Origin of the sequence: Pseudolysobacter antarcticus (genome assembly GCF_004168365.1) — a bacterium.
In the GTDB taxonomy this organism is placed as follows: domain Bacteria; phylum Pseudomonadota; class Gammaproteobacteria; order Xanthomonadales; family Rhodanobacteraceae; genus Pseudolysobacter; species Pseudolysobacter antarcticus.
Map to the genome: position 1 here is coordinate 819,565 of NZ_CP035704.1, position 25,103 is coordinate 844,667.

At 60.4% G+C, this 25,103-nt stretch carries 27 protein-coding genes; 20 read left to right on the forward strand and 7 right to left on the reverse strand.

Annotated features, from left to right (window positions below; all coding sequences use genetic code 11):
• Positions 1 to 18 precede the first annotated feature (18 nt).
• The 6 genes from ELE36_RS03510 (at position 19) to def (ending at position 6,433) form a co-directional block, all read left to right on the forward strand.
• Positions 19 to 807: an ABC transporter permease gene (locus ELE36_RS03510; RefSeq protein WP_129831777.1), complete on the forward strand. Its 789-nt coding sequence runs from the start codon at positions 19 to 21 to the stop codon at positions 805 to 807.
• Positions 804 to 2,051, forward strand: a complete 1,248-nt coding sequence (locus ELE36_RS03515; RefSeq protein WP_207215853.1) for an ABC transporter ATP-binding protein — start codon at positions 804 to 806, stop codon at positions 2,049 to 2,051. Before ELE36_RS03510 ends, ELE36_RS03515 begins: the two co-directional genes overlap by 4 nt.
• Positions 2,048 to 2,995, forward strand: coding sequence for a class I SAM-dependent methyltransferase (locus tag ELE36_RS03520; protein WP_129831778.1), 948 nt, complete (start codon positions 2,048 to 2,050; stop codon positions 2,993 to 2,995). The genes ELE36_RS03515 and ELE36_RS03520 overlap by 4 nt, the downstream gene beginning before the upstream one ends.
• A gap of 40 nt (positions 2,996 to 3,035) precedes the next feature.
• Positions 3,036 to 4,889: a hypothetical protein gene (locus ELE36_RS03525; RefSeq protein WP_129831779.1), complete on the forward strand. Its 1,854-nt coding sequence runs from the start codon at positions 3,036 to 3,038 to the stop codon at positions 4,887 to 4,889.
• A gap of 49 nt (positions 4,890 to 4,938) precedes the next feature.
• A complete protein-coding gene (locus tag ELE36_RS03530) occupies positions 4,939 to 5,838 on the forward strand; it encodes a glycosyltransferase family 2 protein (RefSeq protein WP_242512347.1) in 900 nt (299 codons plus the stop codon).
• 61 nt (positions 5,839 to 5,899) lie between these two features.
• Positions 5,900 to 6,433: a peptide deformylase gene (def, locus tag ELE36_RS03535; RefSeq protein WP_129831781.1), complete on the forward strand. Its 534-nt coding sequence runs from the start codon at positions 5,900 to 5,902 to the stop codon at positions 6,431 to 6,433.
• 51 nt (positions 6,434 to 6,484) lie between these two features.
• On the opposite strand, the gene ettA is transcribed toward def, so the two are convergent.
• The 4 genes from ettA to ELE36_RS03555 all read right to left on the reverse strand — a co-directional run bounded on the left by ettA (position 6,485) and on the right by ELE36_RS03555 (position 10,872).
• Positions 6,485 to 8,146: an energy-dependent translational throttle protein EttA gene (gene ettA, locus ELE36_RS03540; RefSeq protein ID WP_129831782.1), complete on the reverse strand. Its 1,662-nt coding sequence runs from the start codon at positions 8,144 to 8,146 to the stop codon at positions 6,485 to 6,487.
• Between the two features lie 140 nt (positions 8,147 to 8,286).
• A complete protein-coding gene (locus ELE36_RS03545) occupies positions 8,287 to 8,883 on the reverse strand; it encodes a TetR/AcrR family transcriptional regulator (protein WP_129831783.1) in 597 nt (198 codons plus the stop codon).
• On the reverse strand, positions 8,880 to 9,761 hold the full coding sequence (locus ELE36_RS03550; protein ID WP_129831784.1) for an NmrA family NAD(P)-binding protein: 882 nt from the start codon (positions 9,759 to 9,761) through the stop codon (positions 8,880 to 8,882). Before ELE36_RS03550 ends, ELE36_RS03545 begins: the two co-directional genes overlap by 4 nt.
• 106 nt (positions 9,762 to 9,867) lie before the next feature.
• The gene (locus tag ELE36_RS03555) at positions 9,868 to 10,872 is read right to left on the reverse strand and encodes an aldo/keto reductase (RefSeq protein ID WP_129831785.1); all 1,005 of its coding nucleotides are present in this window, start codon (positions 10,870 to 10,872) and stop codon (positions 9,868 to 9,870) included.
• A 160-nt stretch (positions 10,873 to 11,032) separates the two neighbouring features.
• On the opposite strand from ELE36_RS03555, the gene glyA reads away from it, so the two are divergent.
• From glyA to ELE36_RS03620, 13 genes are all read left to right on the forward strand, one after another.
• Positions 11,033 to 12,283 carry a serine hydroxymethyltransferase gene (gene glyA / locus ELE36_RS03560; protein WP_129831786.1) on the forward strand — a complete coding sequence of 417 codons (1,251 nt, stop codon included), beginning with the start codon at positions 11,033 to 11,035 and terminating at the stop codon, positions 12,281 to 12,283.
• A 14-nt stretch (positions 12,284 to 12,297) separates the two neighbouring features.
• Positions 12,298 to 12,816 (forward strand): transcriptional regulator NrdR, encoded by a 519-nt coding sequence (gene nrdR, locus ELE36_RS03565; protein ID WP_129831787.1) that lies wholly within the window; start codon positions 12,298 to 12,300, stop codon positions 12,814 to 12,816.
• An 8-nt stretch (positions 12,817 to 12,824) separates the two neighbouring features.
• On the forward strand, positions 12,825 to 13,508 hold the full coding sequence (locus ELE36_RS03570) for a class I SAM-dependent DNA methyltransferase (protein WP_129831788.1): 684 nt from the start codon (positions 12,825 to 12,827) through the stop codon (positions 13,506 to 13,508).
• A gap of 234 nt (positions 13,509 to 13,742) precedes the next feature.
• On the forward strand, positions 13,743 to 14,240 hold the full coding sequence (locus ELE36_RS21130) for a DUF3011 domain-containing protein (protein ID WP_425480903.1): 498 nt from the start codon (positions 13,743 to 13,745) through the stop codon (positions 14,238 to 14,240).
• 57 nt (positions 14,241 to 14,297) lie between these two features.
• Positions 14,298 to 15,377: a bifunctional diaminohydroxyphosphoribosylaminopyrimidine deaminase/5-amino-6-(5-phosphoribosylamino)uracil reductase RibD gene (gene ribD / locus ELE36_RS03580; protein ID WP_129836583.1), complete on the forward strand. Its 1,080-nt coding sequence runs from the start codon at positions 14,298 to 14,300 to the stop codon at positions 15,375 to 15,377.
• Between the two features lie 10 nt (positions 15,378 to 15,387).
• Positions 15,388 to 16,044 (forward strand): riboflavin synthase, encoded by a 657-nt coding sequence (locus tag ELE36_RS03585; RefSeq protein ID WP_129831790.1) that lies wholly within the window; start codon positions 15,388 to 15,390, stop codon positions 16,042 to 16,044.
• 216 nt (positions 16,045 to 16,260) lie between these two features.
• Complete coding sequence (gene ribBA, locus ELE36_RS03590; protein ID WP_129831791.1) at positions 16,261 to 17,364, forward strand: bifunctional 3,4-dihydroxy-2-butanone-4-phosphate synthase/GTP cyclohydrolase II; 1,104 nt, start codon at positions 16,261 to 16,263, stop codon at positions 17,362 to 17,364.
• 48 nt (positions 17,365 to 17,412) lie between these two features.
• Positions 17,413 to 17,682 (forward strand): BrnT family toxin, encoded by a 270-nt coding sequence (locus ELE36_RS03595; protein WP_129831792.1) that lies wholly within the window; start codon positions 17,413 to 17,415, stop codon positions 17,680 to 17,682.
• Positions 17,666 to 17,965, forward strand: coding sequence for a BrnA antitoxin family protein (locus tag ELE36_RS03600; RefSeq protein ID WP_129831793.1), 300 nt, complete (start codon positions 17,666 to 17,668; stop codon positions 17,963 to 17,965). The genes ELE36_RS03595 and ELE36_RS03600 overlap by 17 nt, the downstream gene beginning before the upstream one ends.
• A gap of 75 nt (positions 17,966 to 18,040) precedes the next feature.
• Positions 18,041 to 18,502, forward strand: coding sequence for a 6,7-dimethyl-8-ribityllumazine synthase (ribH, locus tag ELE36_RS03605; protein WP_129831794.1), 462 nt, complete (start codon positions 18,041 to 18,043; stop codon positions 18,500 to 18,502).
• Positions 18,502 to 18,957: a transcription antitermination factor NusB gene (gene nusB, locus ELE36_RS03610; protein ID WP_129831795.1), complete on the forward strand. Its 456-nt coding sequence runs from the start codon at positions 18,502 to 18,504 to the stop codon at positions 18,955 to 18,957. The genes ribH and nusB overlap by 1 nt, the downstream gene beginning before the upstream one ends.
• A 16-nt stretch (positions 18,958 to 18,973) precedes the next feature.
• Positions 18,974 to 19,924, forward strand: coding sequence for a thiamine-phosphate kinase (gene thiL, locus ELE36_RS03615; protein ID WP_129831796.1), 951 nt, complete (start codon positions 18,974 to 18,976; stop codon positions 19,922 to 19,924).
• Complete coding sequence (locus tag ELE36_RS03620; protein ID WP_129831797.1) at positions 19,924 to 20,409, forward strand: phosphatidylglycerophosphatase A family protein; 486 nt, start codon at positions 19,924 to 19,926, stop codon at positions 20,407 to 20,409. Before thiL ends, ELE36_RS03620 begins: the two co-directional genes overlap by 1 nt.
• A gap of 14 nt (positions 20,410 to 20,423) precedes the next feature.
• Here the strand turns inward: ELE36_RS03620 and ELE36_RS03625 are convergent, their stop codons facing one another.
• Genes ELE36_RS03625 through ELE36_RS03635 form a run of 3 tightly spaced genes read right to left on the reverse strand, consistent with a single transcriptional unit; the run spans position 20,424 to position 24,021 of the window.
• Positions 20,424 to 21,806, reverse strand: coding sequence for an FAD-binding oxidoreductase (locus ELE36_RS03625; protein ID WP_129831798.1), 1,383 nt, complete (start codon positions 21,804 to 21,806; stop codon positions 20,424 to 20,426).
• A 15-nt stretch (positions 21,807 to 21,821) separates the two neighbouring features.
• Entirely contained in the window at positions 21,822 to 22,181 is a 360-nt protein-coding gene (locus ELE36_RS03630; protein ID WP_129831799.1) for a YraN family protein, read from the reverse strand.
• Between the two features lie 13 nt (positions 22,182 to 22,194).
• Positions 22,195 to 24,021: a penicillin-binding protein activator gene (locus ELE36_RS03635; protein WP_165371460.1), complete on the reverse strand. Its 1,827-nt coding sequence runs from the start codon at positions 24,019 to 24,021 to the stop codon at positions 22,195 to 22,197.
• Positions 24,022 to 24,193: 172 nt separating this feature from the next.
• Here ELE36_RS03635 and rsmI point away from each other — a divergent pair, with 172 nt between their 5' ends.
• Positions 24,194 to 25,030, forward strand: coding sequence for a 16S rRNA (cytidine(1402)-2'-O)-methyltransferase (rsmI, locus tag ELE36_RS03640; protein WP_129831801.1), 837 nt, complete (start codon positions 24,194 to 24,196; stop codon positions 25,028 to 25,030).
• The last annotated feature ends 73 nt before the right edge of the window (positions 25,031 to 25,103 follow it).

Consider the following 25,103-nt stretch of genomic DNA (forward strand, 5'->3'; position numbering starts at 1 on the left):
CTTTTGAATAATCACCGCATGCGCGCACTCAGTCTGGCGCTTAACTTCACGCGTCGCGAAATCCGCAATCGCTACCTCGGCAGTTTCAGTGGCGGCCTGTGGGCACTGTTGCAGCCGCTGATGCAGCTTGCGGTCTACAGTTTTGTATTCGTCTACATCTTCAAGGCTGTACCGATTTTCAAGGCGGGCGCGCAGAATGCGGTCGCTATCGGTTTTGTTCCGTTTCTGGTGATGGGTTTGTGGCCGTGGATCGCGTTCTCCGAAGCGATCACACGCAGCACCACGGTGTTGCCGGAAAATGCCGGCCTGATCGGCAAGGTGGCGCTGCCGCGCGAAGTGCTCGTGATCGCCAGTGTCGGCGCGAGTTTGACCTTGCACCTGCTCGGTTTCATCGCGATTTGTATTGCGATGGCACTGTGGGGTACGCCGATCAATTTGATCATGTTGCCGTTGGCGTTACTGGTGTATTTGCAGATGGCGCTGCTCGTACTGGGACTGGGTTTTCTGTTCTCGGCGCTGCAGGTTTTTGTGCGCGATCTTGGCCAAGTGTTGACCCAACTGATGATGTTGTGGCAATTCACCTCGCCGATATTCTATCCGCGCGAAATCTTGCCCGAGCCGTATCGCGACTGGATGGGGTTCAACCCGTTCAGCTATTACCCGGAGCAGATGCGCGCGTTGTTGCTCGGTTCCGAGTCGATCGCGCCTGGCGCGTGTTTCGCGGCTCTGATCGTGGCGCTCGCGGTGCTGGCGTTGGGCATTGTCGTGTTTCGCCGGCTCGACTCGCATTTCGAGGATTTCCTGTGAAGCAGTCCGCGAAAACCGGCTTGCTGGTTCAGGCACATGGCCTGAGCAAATCCTATCCCAAGGTTTTTCATCGCAGCGATCGCCTGCGCGCCTTGCTGCGCTTGTTGGCCGGGCGTCGTGAGGTCGATGCGACTACGGTATTGCACGACATCAATCTCGAAGTGTGGCGCGGTCAGTCGGTTGGGTTGATCGGCGAAAACGGTGCTGGCAAATCGACCTTGTTGAAACTGATTTCCGGCGTGCTCACACCGAGCGGCGGCAACGTCAAGGTGCATGGCCGTATCGGCGCGTTGCTCGAACTTGGCGCGGGCTTTCATCCCGAATACAGCGGCCGCGAAAACATTGCGATGAGTGCCGCGTTATACGGTTTGAGCAGCGACGAAATCCGCCAACGACTGCCGGAAATCATCGAGTTCGCTGACATCGGTCATTACATCGACGAGCCGGTAAAACATTATTCATCCGGCATGGTGGTGCGGCTCGGATTTGCGGTGGTCGCGGCGACACGGCCCGATCTGCTGATCACCGATGAAGTGCTGGCCGTCGGCGATGAATCGTTCCAGAAAAAATGCGTGCGCTGGATCGAGGAATATCTCGAAACCGGCGGCACCTTGCTGCTGGTGTCGCACAGCATGTATCACATCCAGAAACTCTGTAAGCACGCGATCTGGCTGAAAGGCGGCGTGATCTCGGCACAAGGCGATGTGTTCGATGTGACGCAGGCCTATCTGTCCTATCACGAGCGAAAAAACACCACACAGGCGCCGCAGCGCGCCGTGGTCGAAGCGCAGGGTATGGAGTTTCATTTGCTCGATGTCTGGCTCAACGATGAGTCGCACGAAATGCCGCTATTGCTCGAACACGGCGAAGAGTTGCGTGTGCGCGCCACGGTACATTCACGCGATGGTCGTGTGCCGGTGGTGATGCTCGGCATCGCGCGCGCCGACAGCACGCCGGTGTATGGCGTCAGCACCGAGATGGACGGCGCCGAGGTGACTTTGCAATCGCCCGGGATCTACATGGCCGAGGTGCGCCTCCCCGCTCTATGTTTGCTACCTGGCGGTTACACCGTGCGCATGCATGCACTGGATACGGAAGGCGTGCGAATGTTCGATACGATCGAGCGTGGATTGACCATCCGCGGCAATGCGCGCGAGCTCGGCCTCGTGCGCCTGCCGCACGTCTGGATTACCCCGGATATTTTGCCAAGCTTGAGCGGCGGCAAGGTCGATACAACGTCATGAGTACGGTGAATACACCCCCGCTGGAATTCAACGGCGAGCGTTTCACGCCGGAGTGTCAGCGCGAGATCTGGTATGAGCACTGGCATCGTTATGCATTTGCGCGTGAACTGGTGCAAGGCAAGCGCGTGCTCGACGCTGCGTGTGGTGAAGGTTATGGTTCGGCGATGCTCGCCGGCGTGGCGCAAGCCGTGTTGGGCGTGGATATTTCGGACTCAGCCGTAGAGCACGCGCGCGCGCGTTACGGCGCGCAGACAAATCTGCGTTTTGCGCAAGGCGACGCCACCGCGCTGGATTTGCCGGCGGCGTCTTTCGATGTCGTGACGTCGTTCGAGACACTCGAACATGTGCATGCCCACGATGAACTTGTCGCGGGATTTGCGCGAGTTTTGAGCGATGACGGCGTGCTGCTGATTTCCTCGCCGGACAAACTCACCTACAGCGATATTTCCGGATTCCGCAACGAATTCCATGTGCGCGAACTGTACCGCGATGAGTTGCTGGTTTTGCTGCGGCGATATTTTCCGGCAGTGCGATTGTATGGGCAGAAACTGCTGTTCCAGTCGGTGCTATGGGCGCTGGATGAAGGCGATGCCAAAGCCTCTGGACATATTGCTGCCACCGCGGCGCAGGATGGTCTCGACATCAGCGAAAGTCTCGATTACGCACCGCTGTATTTCATCGCCGTGTGCAGCAAACGCGAGCTGCCGTTGTCATTGCCGGGACTCGCGTTATTCGGCGACCGCGAAGAATCGGTATACGCGCATTACAATCACGAAGTCCGCAAGAACATGGCCGCTGGCGGACGCATCGCCGAGCTCGAGGCCGAGCTCGATACGCTGCGCAACGAAACCGCAAAATTGCCGGCGGCGCGGGCGGTAACTGCGGAACCGCACGTCGCCAGCAGCATCAAAGAACCGCGCCCATGGTGGCGCGGCTGGCGTTAGTCGCCGCTATTCACAGCGAAAAATTTTCATGGAAAAGAACGTGGATTATCAAATCAACTATGGTGCGGTTCCGGTCGGCGCAACCGCTGCGGTGCGGCCTGATCCGAATGCGCCGCTGTATGCCTCGGTCGATGGTTTTGTCGCCTCGCTGTCGTCCAGCGAATGTGTGTTCATGGCCAAGCGCGATGGCGAGCCGCACGTCATGACCTTCCAGGTTTTGCAGGCGATGGATCAGTGCCGCGAGTTCCGCACGCTGGACGAACATATCGCGCGTATTCTCACCACGATTCCGAATCTCGGCAATCAGCGCGAAGGCATGCAGCGCGTGCTCGAAAGCCTGATCAAGCGTGGCCTGATGGTCGCGGAAAAAGATTTCATCACCGAGCTCGCCAACGTCGCACCACGCGTGCAAGCGCCGTTGCGGGCGATCTTCATTCGCGCCTGCGATCGACCGGCGCAGCTTGAGCGTTTGCTGATTTCCTTGACCGATTACGAACGGCGTTTTCGTGCGGGCCGGCACTACGTTTTACTCGACGATTCGGTCGACGAAAAAAACATCAATCGCCAGCGCGATCTGTTGCGTGAATTCGCGCGCAGCACGGGCTGCAAAGTCAGCCATATCGGCGCGGGCGAGCGCCGCAAACTAGCCGAACGTCTGCAGAAGGCGTTGCCGCAAAGCCGCGCGATCCTGCCGCATTTGTTCGAGCGCGGAGCCGAGCCGCGTTTCGGTGGCGGTCGCGGCTGGAATCTCGCTCTGTTGTTGTCGGCCGGTGCGCGTATGGCCTTGTTCGACGAAGATCAGCGCCTGCCACTGCGGCGGTTCGAAAGCGCACGCAGCGGACTCGATCCCGATCCAAACGGCAAATCCTTCGCGCGCTTCTACCGCAACTTCGACGGCGCGCAAGGTGCGGGCGAAGAAGTCAGCGAAGATCCGTTCGCCTTGCACCTCGAAGCCTGCGGCCAGTCGCTCGGCGCGCTGAGCGCCAATGAAGCGTTTCGCCTCGATCGCCAAGCGCTGCGTGGCTTGAATCTGAGTCGGCTGAGTCTGCTCTCGCCGGAAGCACACGTTATCAGCACGCTGCAAGGCACGTACGGCGCGTCACGCACCGAATCGGGGGCGTGGATGTATCAAATCGATGCCGAAAGCCGCGCCGATTTCTGGCGTGATCGCGACAGCTATTTGCGCAACGTCGAGTCGCGCAATCTCTGGTACGGCGTGCCGCAAGCGCGTGTATCGAGCGCCGTATTTTTCTCGCCGTTCGTGTTCGACAACAGCCTGATGTTGCCGTGTACCAACCCGTTGGGTCGTGGCGAAGACGGGCTGTTCAGCGTCGGCACGAGCTTTTGTCATCCCGATTCGGTGGTGATGGAATTGCCGTTATCGATCGGCCATGTGCAAGAATCGGAACGCACGCGCTCGGACAAAACCATGCAGGCGCACACGCCGCGTTTCAATCATTTCCTATGCGATTTCATCCAGCGCCAGGTGCCGAGTCATCGTGCCGGCGATCCGGGCCAACGCATGCATTTGTTGGCCGAAGTTCTGCGCGATCTGGCCAGTGCGACCGAGCGCGAAAGGATCGCGCATCTGCGCGAATATCTGAGTTTCGCGCGCGCCGATTTGATCGAACGTCTGCAGCAACAACTCGAAGGCGCGAAGGATGCGCCGGTGTATTGGGAAGCCGACATGCGCGCCATCGTCCAGGCGAATGGCAAGGCGCTGACGACGAAATCGGCGCCGCGTCTGGCCGACTGGGATGATGCAAGCAGCGAGCGCGATTGCGCCGATGCGCTGAGTAGCGAATTGCGCCAGCTCGCCGATGCGTACGCTGTGTGGCCGGCGTTGTGGCAACACGCGCACGAGCAAGGCGACAAGTTGCTCGCGGGATTGTGATCAGCGCGCGCGCAGTCGATCCGGCGATGAAATTTCCCCGGCTTCATCCGTGCCCGCGTTGACCAGTATCATCATCGTTGCCGCCGACAGCGGCGCGACGCTTGAAGCCTGCGTGGCGCGTGTGCTCGCGAGCTCCGCGCGGATCGAGTTGATCGTCGCCGACAACGCCTCCACTGATGGCGCGATCGAGCGATTGCAGCAGCGATTCGCCGCTGACGACCGTCTGCGAATTTTGCGCAACGAAAAGAATCTCGGCTTCGGCCCGGCGTGCAATCTTGCCGCGTCCCAAGCTCGCGGCGATGCCGTACTTTTTCTCAATCCGGATTGTTTTATCGAGGCAGACAGCATCGCGCGACTGCGCGATGTATCGGCGCAGCAAAACGATGTCGGCCTGATCGGGGTCTGCATTTGCGAACCCGATGGCCGGCCGGCGCGCGCGATCCGCCGCCGCGATCCGCTGCTGCGTCGCGCACTCATGAGTTTCAGTGGATTGTCGCGCTGGGAAAATCGCTGGCCCGCCTTGCAGGGCGTCGAAATGCCGCCGCTTGCTGCAGCGAAAAATGCATCGGTCGAAAATGTCGAAGCGGTATCCGGCGCCTTGATGTTCGTGTCGCGCGAGGTCTTCGAAAAAATCGGCGGATTCGACCCCGGTTATTTTCTGCACTGCGAAGATATCGACTTGTGCCGCCGCGTGCGCGACGCCGGTTATCGCGTGTTGTTCGCCAGCGATCTGCGCGTGATTCATCGCCAGGGCAGTTCGAGTCGCCATCGCCCGGTTTTCGTCGCACGCCACAAACATCACGGCATGTGGCGCTGGTTTCGCAAGTTTGATCCGGCGGCACGCAATCCGTTATTGCGCGCGATCGTCTGGCTCGGTATCTGGGCGCATTTTGTGATCGTCTGGCCGCGACTGATCTTCTCGATGCGGCGACAACGGCGCGCCGCTTGAGTGGATTTCTCAACGTCTGCGGCGTAGCGTCGGCGCATACAAACCTGCGGAGCAAAACACGGTGATTCGGGAAATTCTCAAGATGGGCGATCCGCGTTTATTGCGGATCGCCAAGCCGGTGACACGGTTCGATACGCCGGAACTGCACGAGCTGTTGCAGGACATGTTCGACACCATGCGCGCAGCCAACGGCGTGGGTTTGGCCGCGCCGCAGATCGGCGTCGATCTGCAGGTTGTGGTATTTGGGTTCGAGCATAACGAGCGTTATCCCGACGCGCCGCCGGTGCCGCAAACGGTGCTGCTGAATCCGCAGATCTCGCCGCTGTCCGAACTCATGCTAGAAGGCTGGGAAGGCTGTCTGTCGGTGCCGGGATTGCGCGGCGTGGTCAGTCGCCACGCGCAGATTCGTTATTCAGGCTTCGATCAATTCGGCGCGTCGATTGATCGACTCGCCGAAGATTTTCATGCGCGCGTGGTGCAGCACGAATGCGATCATCTGATCGGCACACTTTATCCGATGCGCATCACCGATTTTTCGCGCTTCGGATTTACCGAAGTATTGTTTCCGGGAATGGATCCGAACAGCGACGATTGAGCGGCGCCGCACATGCGCGCCACTCAATCATGATTTCGCGGTTCGCTGTGATCAGACCAATTTGCGATATTTGATGCGGTGCGGTTGATCGGCATCGTTGCCGAGGCGGCGCTTTTTGTCGGCTTCGTATTCGCTGTAGTTGCCCGGGAAAAATTCAACGTGCGAATCGCCCTCGAACGCCAGAATGTGCGTGGCGATGCGATCCATGAACCAGCGATCATGCGAGATGACCACGGCGCAACCCGGGAATTCGAGCATCGCATCTTCGAGCGCGCGCAGGGTTTCCACGTCGAGATCGTTCGACGGTTCATCGAGCAGCAAAACGTTGCCGCCGCTCATCAAAGTCTTGGCCAGATGCAAACGCCCGCGTTCACCGCCGGAAAGTTGGCCGACGATCTTCTGCTGGTCCGCGCCTTTGAAGTTGAAGCGGCCGATGTAGGCGCGCGACTGGGTTTCGTATTTGCCGATCGTGATGATTTCGGCGCCGCCGGAAATTTCCTTCCACACGGTGTTCTCGGCATTGAGCGCATCGCGTGACTGGTCGACGTAGGCGAGCTTGACGCTCTGGCCCATCGTGATCTCGCCGGAATCCGGTTTCTCGCTGCCGATCATCATGCGGAACAGGGTTGATTTACCGGCGCCGTTCGGGCCGATGATGCCGATGATCGCGCCCGGTGGAATCTTGAAACTGAGATCGTCGATCAATACACGATCGCCGAACGACTTGGTGACGTTCTTGAACTCGATCACGTTGTCGCCGAGACGCTCGCCGGGCGGGATATAGATTTCGTTGGTTTCGTTGCGCTTCTGGTAATCCTGCGAGTTCAGTTCCTCGAAACGCGCGAGACGTGCGCGGTTTTTCGAGCGGCCGCCCTTGGCGTTTGAGCGCACCCATTCGAGTTCGTGCTTGAGCGCTTTCTGGCGTGCCGATTCGCCCGATTCTTCCTGCTTCAGGCGATCGCCTTTCTGCTCCAGCCACGACGTGTAATTGCCCTTCCACGGAATGCCGCGACCGCGATCGAGTTCGAGAATCCACTCGGCCGCGTTGTCGAGGAAATAGCGATCATGCGTGACCGCGACCACGGTGCCCGGGTAACTCTGCAGGAAGTGTTCAAGCCACGCCACCGATTCAGCATCAAGATGGTTGGTCGGTTCGTCGAGCAGCAGCATGTCGGGCTTCGACAACAGCAGGCGACACAACGCGACGCGGCGCTTTTCGCCGCCGGACAAATTGCCGACCTTGGCATCCCACGGCGGCAGGCGCAGCGCATCGGCGGCAATCTCCAAAGTGCGATCGAGGTTATGACCATCGGCGGCATTGATGAGATTTTCCAGCCGCGCCTGTTCGGCAGCGAGCTTGTCGAAATCGGCATTTTCATCCGAATACGCGGCATAGACTTTTTCGAGATCGACCTGTGCCTGCATCACCTCGGCCACGCCTTCCTCGACGATCTCGCGCACGGTCTTGTCGGAATCGACCAGCGGCTCCTGCGCGAGGTAACCGATTTTGGTGCCCGGCTGCGGCCGTGCTTCGCCGTTGAACTCGGTATCGACGCCGGCCATGATGCGCAGCACGGTGGATTTGCCCGAGCCGTTCAGGCCGAGCAGGCCGATCTTCGCGCCGGGGAAAAAGCTCAGCGAAATATCCTTGATGATTTCGCGTTTCGGCGGAACAGTTTTGCTCACGCCGATCATGGTGTAGATGTATTGCATGGTGCCTCCGGGGCGTGCGCGGCAATCGGTACGTCAGAACTGACGCTCCGGTTTTCAATTTGTCGCAGATGGTCGGCATTATAGCGGCTGCAAGCGCCGCGCGGCGACGGATTTAGCCGAAGCCGCAAGGTTTTATCACGTTATCGATTGCGCGCCGTGGTCAGGCCGTGCAGCAGCAAATCCAGCAAGGTCGCAAACGCGGCGTCTTCGCCGGCCCCCGCCCACTTGTACGACATCGCCGGGTTGTGAAAGCGCGACGTGGCATTGAATATCGCCAGCGCCGTACTCGTCACATCGACTTCGCGGAAACTTTTGTCGGCCACACCAGCGGCCAAGATGAGCTCGATCTGCGCCAGCAGCTGCGAAATATGTTCGCCGACTACTTCGCGTGCATCGTTAGCCAGTGCGTTGTAAGTGGCGAACAGCTCGGGATCGCCCAGCAGCTTTTCACGCTTCACCGAGCGCAGCGCGCTGAGCCATGCACGCAGGCGGTGTTCCGGCGTGGTTTTTCGATTGGCGGCTATCGCCTGCAACGGCGCGGAAACGCGTTCGAGCCAGCCGCGCAACACCGCATCGCGCAACGCCGCCTTGCTGGCGAAATGCCGATATACACTGCCGTGGCTTACGCCGAGCGCCTGCGCCACGTCCACCACAGTCGCCTTGCTCGGGCCGTAACGGCGCAGCACGTCTTCGGCGGCAACGAGGATGCGTTCGACGGTGAGTACGGATTCGGTCACGTTTGTTTCCAGCGGGCCACGAGACTATCGACGACAGTCTGCAACGACGTGTCTGATCGCACATGTTCCGTGTTTGTGCGCTCGAAGTCGATCCAGCCGCTGTTGAAACCTTCCAGCATTTCGATGCGTGGTGCGCTGCGTTCCGGCGGCGTGCCTTCGGCGGCGAACCGGGCGGCCCAGGTTTGCGGCGGCACTGCGATGGTCTTTATAACGCGACCACAGGCCGAACCGAGTGCGCCCGCCATATCCAGCGGTGCGTAACTTTGCGGGCCTTCGATTTCGATCACGCGGCGCCCGCTCCAGGTCTCGCTCAGCGTTTGCGCAATCACACGTCCGATATCGTCCGTTGCCACCATCGGAATCGCGCGGTCGATCGGTTGCAGATAGCTGCTGAACTCACCGACATTCATCGCCGATGCGATGTCCCATGTCAGGTTTTCCATGAACCATGCGGCACGCACGAAGGCGCGCGGTATCGGCAATTCATCCAGAGCCTGCTCAAGCAGATTGAGTTGGGTGATGAGGCCCAGCCCGTGCGAATGCTGCGCACCGACTGAGGACAAAGCCACCAATTTTGGCGGCTTTGCAGCGCTCAACGCAGTGCTTAATACATGCAGCAATGCACGAGCTTCGGACAAGCCCGGCGCCGGCGCAAAGTTGGCTGGAAGCATCACAAACACACCCTCGACATTCTCGAATGCTGCGCGCAAGGCTTCGGCATCCGACCAGTCAGCGACGACGACTTCAGCACCTTTTTCAAGCCATGTCTCGCCTTTGGCGTGCTCGCGAACGATGGCGCGAACGGCGTGACCGCCGCGCAATAAATGCGTCGCCGTGGCGTGGCCAACCTGGCCGGTTACACCCATGATTGCGTACATGATGTTTCCTCATTTGTGATTGCACGGGACAACGGTTTTCGCGGCTGTCGGCATGCGCGGTAAGAGTTATTTCTTATCGTGCAATCGCTCGCTCGCGCCAATCGAATTAGCCTGCGGCGCGCTCGCTATCCAGCATCTTCATGCCCTGCGCGTTGTAGCGATCACCGGCTGCGGCATCGGCGGGTACACTCTGTTCTATCCCGGCCAAATCCTGTGCGTCCAGGTGCAGATCGAGTGCGCCGAATGCCTCGGTCAGACGTGCGCGCGTGCGCGCGCCGATCAGCGGCACGATGTCTTCACCACGTGCCAACGCCCAAGCAATGGCGAGCTGGGCGACGCTCACGCCGCGCTCTTCCGCGATGACACGCAGCAGCTCGACCAGCTCGAGATTGTGATCGAGATTCCCGCCTTGGAAGCGCGGGTTGTGCTGGCGAAAATCGCGCGATGTGGTCGCGCGATCCTTCGACCAGTGCCCGCTGATCAAACCGCGCGATAACACGCCGTAGGCCGTCACGCCGATGCCGAGTTCGCGACAGGTCGGCAGGATGCTGGCTTCGATGCCGCGCGAGATCAGTGAATATTCGATCTGCAGATCACTCACCGGCAAAACGGCATGTGCGCGACGAATGGTTTCCGCGCCCACTTCCGACAAGCCGAGATGACGCACATAACCGGCCTTGACCATGTCCGCGATGGCGCCGACGGTTTCTTCGATAGGCACGGCGGGATCAAGCCGCGCGGGTCGGTAGATATCGATGTAATCCGCGCCGAGGCGTTTGAGGCTGTAGGCGAGTGCGGTTTTGACCGCGCTGGGACGCGTGTCGTACCCGTGCCACTGACCATCGGGGCCGCGCTGCGCGCCGAATTTGACGCTGAGCTGATAACTGTCGCGCGGCCTGCCATGCAACGCCTCGCGCAGCAACATTTCGTTGTCGCCCATGCCGTAGAAATCGCCGGTATCGAGCAGGGTGATGCCGGCATCCAGTGCCGCATGCACGGTGGCGATGCTTTCGCCGCGATCTGCGCCGCCGTACATGTCGGACATGCCCATGCAGCCTAATCCCAGCGCAGAAACCGAGGGGCCTGTTTTACCGAGTTGACGCATTTGCATGATGTGCTCCGTGTTGACGGCAGGAAGGTGCGACGAACAATAATAGTTGGAATGACAGATGTCAAATATTGTCAGTTAAAATTATCAAAGCTGTCCGCTGGCGGCATCGCGCCCCCGCCGCTACACTTTCGGGCTACCCGCACAACTCACGAGGCCACGGATGTTTCCCAAGGATTGCAAGATCGCCGGTTACGATGATGAACTCGCGCGCTCCATAACCGACGAACGCCAGCGCCAGGAAGATCATGTCGAACTGATCGCCTCGGAAAACTACGCCAGTCCGCGCGTGATGGAAGCGCAAGGCAGCGTGCTGACCAACAAATACGCTGAAGGTTATCCGGGCAAGCGTTATTACGGCGGTTGCGAATACGTCGATGTCGCCGAAAAACTCGCGATCGCGCGGCTCAAGCAATTGTTCGGCGCGACTTACGCGAATGTGCAGCCACATTCCGGTTCGCAGGCAAATCAGGCCGTGTATCTGGCGCTGTTGCAGCCCGGCGATACGATCCTCGGCATGTCGCTTGCGCACGGCGGTCATCTCACGCATGGCGCCAAGGTCAATATTTCCGGCAAGCTGTTTAACGCCGTGCAATACGGTGTCAACGAGCACGGGCTGGTCGATTACGACGAAGTCGAAAGGCTCGCGATCGAACACAAACCGAAGATGGTGATCGGTGGTTTCAGCGCGTATTCGCAGCTCATGGACTGGGCGCGTCTGCGCGCGATTGCCGACAAGGTGGGTGCGTATCTGTTCGTCGACATGGCGCATGTCGCCGGTCTGGTCGCCGCCAGTGTGTATCCGAATCCGGTGCCGCACGCGCACATTGTCGCCTCGACCACACACAAGACCTTGCGCGGCCCGCGCGGTGGTTTCATCGTCGCCAACGCGAGTGAAGAACTAGAGAAAAAATTGCAGTCGATCGTCTTCCCTGGCATCCAGGGCGGCCCGCTCATGCACGTCATCGCGGCCAAGGCCGTGGCGTTCAAGGAAGCACTCGAACCCGAGTTCAAAACCTACCAGCAGCAAGTCGTGAAGAATGCCAAGGCGATGGCAAAAACCTTTATCGAACGCGGCTACAAGATCGTGTCCGGCGGCACCGAAAATCATCTGATGCTGATCGACATGATCGGTCGCGACATCACCGGCAAGGATGCCGAAGCCGCGCTCGGCAAGGCGCATATCACGGTCAACAAAAACGCCGTGCCGAACGATCCGCGCTCGCCATTCATTACCTCCGGTTTGCGCATCGGCACACCGGCGGTGACCACGCGTGGTTATCTCGAAGCCGATTGCATCGAACTCACGAACTGGATTTGCGACGTGCTCGATGCGACCGCGGATAATGCCGTCATCGCCAAGGTGCGCGAGAACGTCACGGCGCAATGCCGCAAGTTTCCGGTGTACGGATAAAAGCGCTGCGCTAAATGCATTGTCCCTTCTGCCAGCACGAAGACACGCGCGTGATAGATTCGCGCGTTTCGGAAGACGGCGCGACGATTCGCCGCCGTCGCGAGTGCGAGCAGTGTAGCGAGCGATTCAACACCTTTGAAACTGCGGAAATAAAATTGCCGGCGCTGGTGAAAAGCGATGGCCGACGCGAAGCATTCGATGAACGCAAGCTGCGCATTGGCCTTGAACGTGCGTTGCAAAAGCGCCCGGTCAGCAGCGATGCGGTCGATAACGTGCTGCGCGAAGTCGTGCGCCAGTTGCGCGGCGTGAACGAACGTGAAGTTCCGTCGCGCCGCGTCGGCGAGTGGGTGATGGACGAGCTCAAACGTCTCGATCAAGTCGCTTACGTGCGTTTCGCTTCGGTGTATCGGCGCTTCGAGGATGTACAGGCGTTCCGCGAGGAAATCGAAAAACTCGAACGCGATCTGCCCGAGATCGAAGGCCTGCAATTGCCCTTGCTCGGCAACGTGCAAAACATCACGCGCAAAGCCTGATTCGGCGCATGTCCGGCGCGCCGTTTAGCGACGAGAAAATCGTCGATTCGTGGAACACCAACGCCACCGCGTGGGGCGAGGCCATCCGCGCCGGGCAGATCGAAAGCCGCACGCTTATTACCAATCAGGCGATCATCGATACCGTACTGAGGCACGAGGGCACTTCCGTACTCGACCTCGGCTGCGGCGAAGGCTGGCTCGCGCGCGAAATGACTGCGCGTGGCAAACACGTGCTCGGTGTCGATGCCGTGCCAGCGTTGATCGAACAAGCGCGTGGCGCTGGCGGACGATTCGAGGTGATGTCGTATGAAGACCTCGCTGCCGGAAAACTGCACGAGCGCTTCGATTTGATCGTGGCGAACTTTTCGCTGCTCGGCGAAGATTCGGTGGCACGATTGTTTGCCGCTATGCGCGCACTGTTGAAGCCGCGCGGTGTGTTTGTCGTGCAGACCATTCATCCGCTGCAAGCGTGTGGTGAATCGCCGTATGTCGACGGTTGGCGTGCAGGATCGTGGGCCGGATTCGGCAGCGATTTCAGCGATCCGGCGCCGTGGTATTTCCGCACGCTGGCATCGTGGGTGGAGTTGTTTGTCGCGCACGGTCTCGAACTGGTCGAGCTGAACGAACCGCTGCATCCGAACCGCGGAAAACCCGCGTCGGCGATTTTTGTCGGCAAGCGTTCAGACGGCTGACGACAAGATCGCAGCATGTTTGGCGCTGGAGAAACTTTCCTGCGGATGTGCTGGACATGGCGACAAAAAAGTCGCGCAGGTCGAACGGACTTCGCAAGCCGGGCATCGTTGCGGTTGACGCTTTGCTGGGCAAACGACACTATTCGTTCGGGGAAATTAAACTTCGTAAATCTTGAGGGGAAGATTATGTTTTTGCGTGCATTAGTTGCAGTTTTCATGGTTGCCACATTGAGTATGGCGGTGCCCGCGCACGCGCGACATGACGACGACAGCGTCGAATGCCGATCCAGCGGCTACAAGTACAACGAGTGCGAAGCGCCGTTCCGCCATCCGCAGTTGGTGCAACAGCTCTCCGACACCGAATGTGTGGTCAATCAAAATTGGGGATACAACCGCGATAACGGAGCGATCTGGGTATCCGAAGGCTGCGCGGGTGTGTTCGCGGATAGTCGCGGCCAGGATTCCAGAAACGATCGCGACGATCGTCATTCCGATCGTGACCGGCACGACGACCGCGGTGACCGCGGCGATCGCAATGATCGTTCGCGCGAAGAAGTCGTCGAATGCCGCAGCAGCGGTTACGCCTTCACGCGTTGTGACGTCAGTTGGCGCCGCGCGCGTTTGATTGAGCAATTGTCCGGCACGCGTTGTGTCGAAGACGAAAATTGGGGAATTGATCGCGACGGTTTGTGGGTCGACAAGGGCTGCGGCGGACGTTTCGCCGGGCACTAAACTGCGCGTCGTTTCAGCAGCCACATAACCGTGTTCAGCGCCATCGATCATCAACACATGGCGCACGCGTTGCGCCTGGCTGAGCGCGGTCTGTATACAACAGCGCCGAATCCGCGCGTCGGTTGCGTGCTTGCGCATGGCGATGAAATCGTCGGCAGCGGCTGGCATCAGCGCGCTGGCGAGGCACATGCTGAAGTGTTGGCGTTGCGCGAGGCGGGTGGTCGCGCGTATGGCGCGATCGCGTACGTCACACTCGAACCCTGCGCGCATCACGGCCGCACGCCGCCGTGTGCGGATGCGCTGATCGCGGCGGGCGTGGCACGTGTGGTGGTCGCGATCGAGGATCCGTTTGCAGAGGTCGCCGGGCGTGGCATCGCACGTCTGCGCGATGCCGGAATCACGGTCGACATCGGTTTGCTGCGCGAGCAAGCGTACGAGCTCAATCGCGGATTTTTCTCGCGCATCCAGCGCCAGCGGCCATGGCTGCGGGTCAAGCTCGCAATGAGTCTCGATGGCCGCACCGCGCTCGCGAACGGCCAGTCGCAATGGATCACTGGCGAAGCCGCGCGCACCGACGTGCAGCGCTGGCGCGCGCGGTCTTCGGCGATCCTCACTGGCAGCGGCACGGCGCTCGCCGACAATCCGCGCCTGACCGTACGCTTGCCCGATACGACGCCGTTTCAAGCGCCGCTGCGCGTGCTGCTCGACACCGATTTGCGGGTAACGACGGCGATACATTTGTTCGACGCTAGCGTACCAACCTTGGTCTATCACGATGCGACGCCGGCACAATTATCGACGTCAGCTAAAGCGGGTCGAGCAAACATTGAATATCAACAAATCAATCGCACGCACGATGGCCGGCTCTGTTTAACCGCGATGCTGCAAGATCTCGCCGCGCGCGAAATCAACGAGCTGCATGTCGAAGCCGGCCCAACCCTGTGCGGTGCGTTGATCGCCGCCAATCTGGTCGACGAACTGTTGCTGTATATTGCGCCCTGCCTGCTCGGCGATAGCGCGCGACCGCTGCTGGTTTTGCCGGAATTGCACGCGATAAGTGATCGCAGCACCTGGCGCACGCTTGAACAACGCCAGTTCGGCCCCGATATACGCCTGCTGCTCCGACCCAATTCCTAGAATCTACCGTATGTTCACCGGCATCATCCAAACCTTGGGGCGCATCACGCGCATCGAGCCGCGCGGCGGCGACCTGCGCCTCAGCATTCAGGCTGCTGCGCTTGATTTTTCCGATGTGCGCCTCGGCGACAGCATCGCGGTATCGGGCGTTTGCCTGACCGTGGTCGCGCTCGATGCCGCAACTTTCGCCGCCGATGTCTCGAACGAAACGCTGGCCTGCACCACGCTCGGCGCGCTGACTTCGGGCGCCGCGGTGAATCTCGAAAAAGCCTTGCGTCTGGCGGATCGGCTCGGCGGTCATCTCGTGTCCGGGCACGTCGATGGCGTCGGCAAAGTTGTCGCTGTGCATGCCGATGGTCGCTCGCAGCGCTGGACGTTTGAAGCGCCGCAGCAACTCGCGCGTTACATCGCCGCCAAAGGCTCGATCTGCATCGAAGGTGTCAGCCTCACGGTCAACGATGTGCTGGCCAATCGCTTCGGCGTGAATTTGATTCCGCACACGCAGGAGCAGACCACGTGCCATGCCTTGCGCGTCGGCTCAGCAGTGAATCTCGAAGTCGATTTGATCGCACGTTATGTCGAGCGTTTGCACAGCATGCCCGCCGATTTGCCGGATCAAACCAGTATTGTCGATGCGGAGTTTTTGCGGCAACACGGATTTGCTTGATGGCGCATCGCTGAAAAAAACTAGCGTCATTGAAAAAATAAGCCGTCATTCCAGCGCAGGCTGGAATCCAGTTCTTGTCGGCAGATTGTTGGAGGGCTGGATCCCAGCCTGCGCTGGGGTGACGTGCCAGGATGACGGAAGTTCTGGATGGCGAAGCAAGACTTTCAACTTTTCCCAGCGTCGAATTCCGACCACAAAAATCATCGGATCAGCACTATGTCCTTCAACAGCATCCCTGAAATTCTCGACGATATTCGCGCCGGGCGCATGGTCGTGATTCTCGACGACGAAGATCGCGAGAACGAAGGCGATCTGGTCATGGCGGCATCAATGGTGCGGCCCGAGGACATCAACTTCATGGCGCGTTACGGCCGCGGCCTGATCTGTTTGCCGCTGACCAAACAGCGCTGCGAACAATTGCATCTGCCGCTGATGGTTAGCGACAACCGCTCCGGTTTCGGCACCAATTTCACTGTAACCATCGAGGCCGCCGAAGGTGTCACCACCGGCATCTCGGCCTATGATCGCGCGCACACGATTCGTACCGCCGTGCGCCCGGACGCGAAGCCCGAACACCTTGCCCAGCCCGGCCACATCTTTCCGCTGGCGTCGCAACCGGGCGGCGTATTGATGCGCGCCGGACATACCGAAGCCGCAACCGATCTGGCGTGTCTTGCGGGCCTTGAACCGGCTGGCGTGCTGGTTGAAATTCTCAACGAAGATGGCAGCATGGCGCGCCGTCCCGAGCTCGAGGAATTTGCGAAATTGCACGGCCTCAAGATCGGCACGATCGCCGACCTGATCCGCTATCGCCTCGACACCGAAAAAACCGTCGCGCGTGTTTTTGATGAAACCGTCGATACCGAATTCGGCGAATTTCGTCTTGTGGGATATCGTGATGTGCTCACGCATGCGCTGCATTTCGCCCTCGTGCGCGGCGACGTTGCCGACGGGGCGCCTGTGCTGACGCGCGTGCATCTGCAGAACACCTTGTCCGATGTATTGCATCTCAAACGCGACGATCTCGGCGTGACCATCACCGGCGCGCTGCGGCATATCGCCGAAGCCGAACGCGGCGTGGTGGTCGTGCTCGCCGCCGCGCAACAAGGCGAAAGCCTGCTCGCACGTTTGCAGAAAAGCGACGCCGCAAAATCCGAAACCGCAACGTCGGCTACGCCCGCCGAATGGCGCAATAACGGCCTTGGCGCGCAGATCCTCGCCGACCTCGGCGTGCACAAGTTGCGCGTGCTCGGCACACCGAAGCGATTCCTCGGTTTGGCTGGGTTTGGGCTTGAAGTGGTGGAGTATGTGTCGGTCTGATCGTTCGCTGCATTTGACTTGAGCGCATTTGTGTAGCTACAGTAATAAATGAAAATCGAGTTCGATCCGGTCAAGGATGCAAGCAATACAGCCAAGCATGGCGTCTCGCTGGCCCTGGCGAACGAACTCGATTGGCAAGCGGCGCTGGTGTGGATCGATGATCGCTTCGAGTACGGCGAGTTGCGCATGATCGCGCTCGCGCCCAAGACTGCAATCCTCTACTACGTAGCCTTTGTGGAGCGTGGTGAGCTGCGACGAATTATCAGTCTGCGCCGAGCCAATCGACGTGAGGTGAAACATTATGTCCAAACTGTCTAAACGACCTGCCATCACGCTGCCTAGCGTGAAAGAAGATCGAGCCATCACCACTGCGGCAAAGGCTGATCCTGATGCGCTACCGCTCACACCGAAGCAATTGCAGGCCATGGTTCCGCTGCGCGCGTTGCGTGGTCGGCCCAAATCCGAGAGTCCGAAGCAACTCGTATCGGTGCGCTACAGCGCGGAGGTTCTGGCGTATTTCAAATCCACTGGCGAGGGCTGGCAATCGCGCATGGATAGCGTGCTGCGCAATTACGTGGCGCGCCACTCGCGTCGAGCGTGACTGGATACAACAATCTCAAGTTCGCTTCGCAGAGTTAAGCTGCGATAATCCCCCGACGTTTTCAAAGCGATCCCCATGCAAATCATCGAAGGCACACTCATTACCCCATCCGGTCGCTTCGCGATCATTGCCGCGCGTTTCAACGGTTTTATCGTCGAGCCGCTCGTTGCTGGCGCGCGCGATGCACTGCTGCGGCATGGCGTGAAGGACGACGATATTGACCTGATCCGCGTGCCCGGCGCTTGGGAGTTGTCGCAGGTGGCGGGGCAGGTCGCGAAGGGCGGCAAATATTCGGCGATCATCGCGCTCGGCTGTGTGATCCGCGGCGCCACGCCGCATTTCGATTACGTGGCGGGCGAGGCGGCGAAAGGCTTGGCGCAGGCCGCACATACATATGGGGTGCCGCTCGCGTTCGGCGTGCTGACCACCGAAAACATCGAGCAGGCGATCGAGCGTGCCGGCACCAAGGCCGGGAACAAAGGCGCGGATGCAGCGATGGCCGCGCTAGAGATGGTCAATTTGTGGAAAAAACTCTGATGGCCGCACCGCGCAAGGATGGGATCGACCTCGCCGCACGCAGTCGCTCGCGGCGCCGTGCGCTGCAGGCGGTTTATGCGTGGCAGCTCAGTGGCAATTCGATGAAATCGGTGATCGCGCAGTTCAGCCAGGAACAGGAAATGGAGATCGCCGATCTCGCCTATTTCGAAGACCTGCTGCTCGGCGTGGAAAAACACACTGCCGAGATCGACGCAAAATATGCGCCGTATCTGGATCGCGAAGTTTCCGCCGTCGATCCAATCGAACGCGCGATCCTACGCATCGCCGGCTACGAATTGTTGTATCGCATCGACGTGCCGTATCGTGTCGTGATCAACGAGGCGATCGAAGTCTCGAAACGCTTCGGCGCCGAACACGGCCACACCTACATCAACGGTGTGCTCGACAAAGCCGCCGCTGCTTGGCGCGCGCAGGAACGCAGCGCACCGCGCTGATACTGAGGCCGTTGCCATGGCCGAATTTTCCCTGATCGAAACGATTCGCGAACGTTGTGCTGTCGCGCGCGATGATGTCCGCCTGGGCATCGGCGACGACGGCGCGGTGCTGGCGGTTCCGATCGGTCACGAGCTCGTGGTCAGCACCGATACGCTGGTCGCGGGCGTGCATTTTCCGCTGCAGACCGCGCCGTTCGATATCGGCTGGAAAGCGCTCGCAGTCAATCTCAGCGATCTCGCGGCGATGGGTGCGAATCCGGCGTGGGCGACTCTGGCGCTGACCTTGCCGAGCGCCGATGCGCCGTGGGTCGAAAAGTTCGCCGACGGCTTCGCCGCGCTCGCACGCGAACATCAGCTCGCCCTGGTCGGCGGCGATACCACGCGCGGCCCGCTCAGCATCACCATCACCGTGTTCGGTTTTGTACCTGCCGGCGCGGCGGTCACGCGCGCCGGCGCCAAAGCCGGCGACTGGATTTGTGTGACCGGCACCCTCGGCGATGCCGCAGCCGGATTGGCTTGTGTGCTGGCGTGCGAGGATGGCGCAGACGAATTGATCGGGCGTCTGAATCGTCCCGCGCCACGCATCGCTGCTGGCCTGTTGCTGCGCGAAGTTGCGAGCGCGGCGATCGATATTTCCGATGGCCTGCTCGCCGATCTCGGCCACATTTGCGCACGCAGCGGCGTTGGCGCAGAGGTGTGTGTGGACGATCTGCCGATGTCAGAAGCGTTCGGCGAATACGCCGATGCGCCAACTCGGCAACGCCTGCAACTCGCCGGTGGCGACGATTACGAGTTGTGCTTCAGCGTCCAACCGGATCGCGCACCGGCGTTGTTGTGGGATCTAGCGCAGAGCGGATGTGCGGCGACACGTATCGGCCAGATCGTGGTGGGCCGTGAAATTATGCTGACCGATGATTCCGGCGCACAGATCGAAATGCCGCTGCGTGGCTGGGAGCACTTCGCCTGATGGCACTCGATGCCGCGCAACGTCGTCACTTGATGTCGGATCCGGCCGGCTGGATCGCGAGCGGATTCGGCTCGGGTCTGAGTCCGCTCGCGCCCGGCACGGCGGGCTCGCTGGCGGCGCTGTTGCCGTATTTTTTTCTGCGCGAATTGCTGCTGCCGCTGTATCTGCTGGTCGTCGTACTGGCGTTTGCGCTCGGCGTCTGGGCCAGCGAAAAGATCGTGCGCCGATTGCAGCTCGACGATCCCGGCGTGATCGTCTGGGATGAATTTGTCGGCCAATGGATCGCGCTGATCGCCGCATCGCACGACTGGCGCTGGATCGTCGCCGGTTTCGTTTTATTCCGCTTTTTCGACGTGCTCAAGCCGTGGCCAGTGTCTCTGGCGGATCATCGCATCAAGGGCGGATTCGGCGTGATGTTCGATGACGTGCTTGCCGGAATATATGCTTTGATCGTGTTGCAATTGGCCGCACACTGGTTGAAATAAATGATACGGCGCGCTTATTCCGACGGCAGCAGTTTGCCCGGATTGAGAATGCCGTCAGGATCGAATTGTGCCTTGATCCGACGCATCAATTGCAGCGTGACCGGATCGAGCGCCAGCGGCAGGAAATCGCGTTTCGCCAAACCGATGCCGTGCTCGCCGGACAGCGTGCCGTCGAGTTCGAGCACGAGTGCGAACACCGCACTCAGGCAGTCGGGCGCATTCGCCGCTTGCTGCGGATTTTCCGGCTGATACAACAGGTTCACATGCATATTGCCGTTGCCGGCGTGGCCAAAGTTCACAATGGGAATTTGATACTTTGTGGAAATTGTACGCAGCCCGGCGATCAGTTCGGGCAAGCGCGAAACGGGCACGACCACATCTTCGTTGATCTTCTTCGGCGCGATCTTGCGCAGCGCCGGCGACAGTGCCTTGCGAGCCGACCACAACACGGCGACTTGCGCCGCTGTTTCGGCGATGATCAGTTCGATCAAACCCTCACCACGCGCGGCGCGCGACACCGCTTCGACCGCTTCCGGCAATGCCAGCGGCTGGCCGTCGACTTCGATCAGCAACATCGCCGCGGCTTGCGGAATCGCATCGCCCGCGTGCGATCGCGCGAGACGCAGCGCTTCACCGTCGAGAAATTCCAGTGCGCATGGCGTCACCGGGTGCGCCATGATGCGCGCCACCGCGGCGGCCGCTGATTCGATACTGTCGTAGGTGGCGCGCATGGTGCGCTTGGCCGCGGCCAGCGGCGTGAGTTTGAGTGTGGCTTCGGTAATGATCGCGAGCGTGCCTTCCGAACCGATCAGCAGCCGCGTAAGGTCGTAACCAGTGGCTCCTTTGCTGGTGTAAACGCCACAGCGAAATTCTTCTCCGGCGCCAGTGATCGCGCGCAGGCCCAGCGTGTTTTCGCGCGGACTGCCGTATTTCACCGCGCGCGGCCCGGCTGAGTTGCACGCCAGGTTTCCGCCGATGCTGCAAAACGGTGCGCTGGTCGGATCGGGCGGCCAGAAAAATCCCAGCGACGCGAGTGCGGTTTGCAGGTCGCCATTCAACACGCCGGCTTCGACCACCGCATAACGGTTATCGACATCAATGCGCAGGATGCGATTCATGCGTTCGAACGACAGCACCACGCCACCTGAAATCGGCACGGTTGCGCCGGTCGTGTTGGTGCCGCGACCGCGCGCGGTCAGCGGCACCCGCGTCTCGCGACACAGCCGCACCAACGCCAATATCTGCTCGTGCGTCTGCGCAAATACCACCGCATCCGGCGTGACTTGGCCGCGCGAATTGTCGTAGCCGTAGGCGTAGCAATCGGACGTTTCGGTCAGCAAGGCGTCGGCTGGAAACAGGCCGCGCAATTGTGCGAGGAAGTCGGCGCTGAGATTCATGCGGCAATTATGCGCTCAAGCAAACGCATCAAACGCGCTGCGTTGCCAATCGATGTTTGGTTGCTGTGGGGTGCCACTGCACGACACCACGTCGAACCGGCACGGCTGTTGCGCGAACTGCGGCTGCGCCTGCAAATACAGCGACGCGGTGCGAATCAATTTTATGCGTTTGCCGGCGCCGACCGAGGCCGCGCCATCACCGAGCGCGGCGCGGTCGCGATAACGTACTTCGACAAAAACCAGCGTGTCCGTATCGCGCATGATGAGGTCGATTTCACCGAAGCGGCTGGAGTAATTGCGTGTCAGCAATTGCAGTTTCGCACGCTGCAAATACGCCAGCACGATGTCTTCCCAGATATCGCCGGTGGCGCGCATCGAAGCGATCGCGCTACGGTGCGCTGCTCAGGGTCAATTCACCGTTGATCGCGCGCGCGTTGCCGTTTTCGAATTGCGCCCAGATCAGCAGGCGCTGCACGCGGCCATACGCGTCGATCGAAAGCTGGCCGGTTGCGCCGGGCTGGTAACTTTCCTGATGGCCGCGCAGAGAATCCAGATACGGCATGAGATTGTAGGCATCGAGTCCTAGCGCAAACAGGCGTGCGCTCACGCCGCGCGCGGTTGGCAGATTGCGTGCAAGCTCGCTGCGCAAAGGCACGCCGGCGGCGATATCGAACAGCCACGGCGCATCGCAAAACTGCACGCCGTCGAGATCGCGGTCGAGCCCTTGCGTGGCGCTGCCGGCATACACATGCGAAGTCGCGAACACCGGCATTTTGTAACCCGCGATCTTGACCTGCGGCAGCAGCAAACGCGCCTGTTGTGGCCGCATCGCGATGAAAATCCCATCTGCCGGCACGGTCGGTGTGTCGATATCGTTTGCTGTGGTCGCAGGCACGGTTTTGGCTGTCGAAAAATCCGCCAGCGCCTGCTTGATCGGACTGCTGTAATTGACGTCGGCATCACGCACTCTTGCTTCGCCGAGGATACGCCCGCCGCGTTGCTCGAATTGCGCACGGAACGCCAGCGCTGCACGCTCGGCCCATTCGTCGGTCGCGGCAAAAATGGCAGCGCGAGTGATGCCGCGCGCGATCATGTGTTCCGCCACTTGCGCGCCTTCCGCGTCCGGCAGCAAGCCGAATTCGACGCTGCCGGATGGCGGATTTTCACCGCTGTCGGGATGGTTTAGTGCGAGCACCGGCACACGCAAATTACCTTGGCGAAATAATTCAGCGACCGCTTCTTTCGACAATGGCCCAGCCACGCGCTCGGCGCCGTCGTTCACCGCGCGCTGGTACGCGGCGACGGAATCCTGCGGCGTCAGCCCGGCATCGTAGCTGCGGATTTCCGGACGCTGCTCGGGCGCATCGGCAAAATACGCTGCGAAAAAACCATCGCGGATCGATTGCGCGACCGAACGCAGCGGACCATCGGTGGGTAACAACAACGCGACCAGATGCACCGGCTTGTAACCTTCGCGCGTCATGCGATTGTTCTGATCCGGCGTCAGCGTGCCGATCGGTAGCGCCGGGTTCGGAATTTCCTGCGGCAAGGCTTGGCCGTTCTTGCGCAGCGCGCGTTCGATCCACGGCAGCAGCGGGTCGTTGCCGGTCAACGCCTGCGCTTGGCGCTGCAAGACCTCTACGGGCGCCTTGGCCAAAGTTTCAACGATCTGTGTGCGATTCTGTTCGCGGTCGCCATCGCTCAGCCAGCGATCGAGTTGCAGGCGCGTGCGCGCGCTGCCGATCGGATCCGCATTCGCGGCTTGCGCGCGCGCGCGCAGTTCGAGCAGGCGCAGGCGCAACGGCATCGGCAGGCCGTTGTCGCTGCTGCCGAGCAATTCCACCGCGCGATGGGCATCCTTGCGGCTCAGCGCGATCTCGGCTTCGAGCAGGTCGTAGCGGATGATCTGATCGTCGGCGAGCTTGCGCCGTTTGACGTCTTCAAGCGCACGCGCCGCGGCTTCGAGATCGCCTTCCTGACGCAGCGCTTCGGCGGCGCGCAAGTGGTAATACGCGCGATCGGCGAACGCCGCATCGCCCAGATCGAGCCACGCTTGCGCCGCCGCATGGAAATCGCCCTTGCGCTGCAGTTGTTCGGCGTGTTGCGCCTCGGCACTGTCGTCGCCGCGTGTGCCGATGCTGCCGCAACCGGCCAGCAAAATGCACAACAACAGGGTCGGCCAGCGGCGCGGCGAAACTAGCGGCGATAAAGTCATGGTGATCCATCCGGATTGCAGGTTCGCAGATGATAGCGGATTGGATTCATGCCGATCCAAAATGTCGCAGCGTACATCGGTGAAAAAGCGTCTGGCCGTATCGAGCTGCGGCAGGTTGTAAACTGTCGGGCACGCAATTCGCGCGCGTTCGCGCATTACAGGAAACCGCATCATGCAATCCATTGGCACGCTTTGGGTGGTCGCCACGCCGATCGGCAATCTCGATGATTTGTCGCCGCGTGCGCAGAAAATCCTGGCCGAGGTCGATTTGATTGCCGCCGAAGATACGCGCCACAGCCATGCCTTGCTCGCGCGCTACAACATCGCGACGCGCAGTATCGCGTTGCACGAACACAACGAGCGCGAGCAGTGCGAAAAACTCGTCGCCGATCTGCTCGCGGGCAAGAATATCGCACTGATTTCGGATGCCGGCACGCCGCTGATTTCCGATCCAGGATTTCGCCTCGTGCGCTCCGCGCGCGCCGCGGGCATCACGGTGCGGCCGGTGCCGGGTGCGTGTGCGGCGATCGCGGCATTATCGGTAGCAGGATTACCGAGCGATCGATTTGTGTTCGAAGGTTTTCTGCCGGCGAAATCGAGCGCACGCATCCAGCGCCTGCGCGAACTCGGCGGCGAAACCCGCACGCTGATTTTTTACGAATCCAGTCACCGTGTGCGCGAATCGCTGGCCGACATGGCAAGCGTGTTCGGCGAACAACGCCCGGCCGTGCTCGCGCGTGAACTGACCAAACTATTCGAAACCGTACTCGACGCCACTCTCGCGGATTTGATGGCGAAACTCGATGCCGATGCCAACCAGCAGCGCGGCGAATTTGTGCTGATCATCGGCGGCGCGGAAGAGGAGGGCGTCGACGGCCGACTCGCCGAAGGCCGACGCGTGTTCGCGGTGCTGCGTACCGAGCTGCCGCCGAGCCAGGCAGCAAAACTTGCTGCCGCGATCAGCGGTGCGCCACGCAAATCGCTGTATGCATTTCAGCCAGACGAATAGTCGCGTGGTGAGATGCGGATGAATATGGCAATCCCAGAACGGAACATATGGTTCTGCAGCGAGCGTCGCGAAA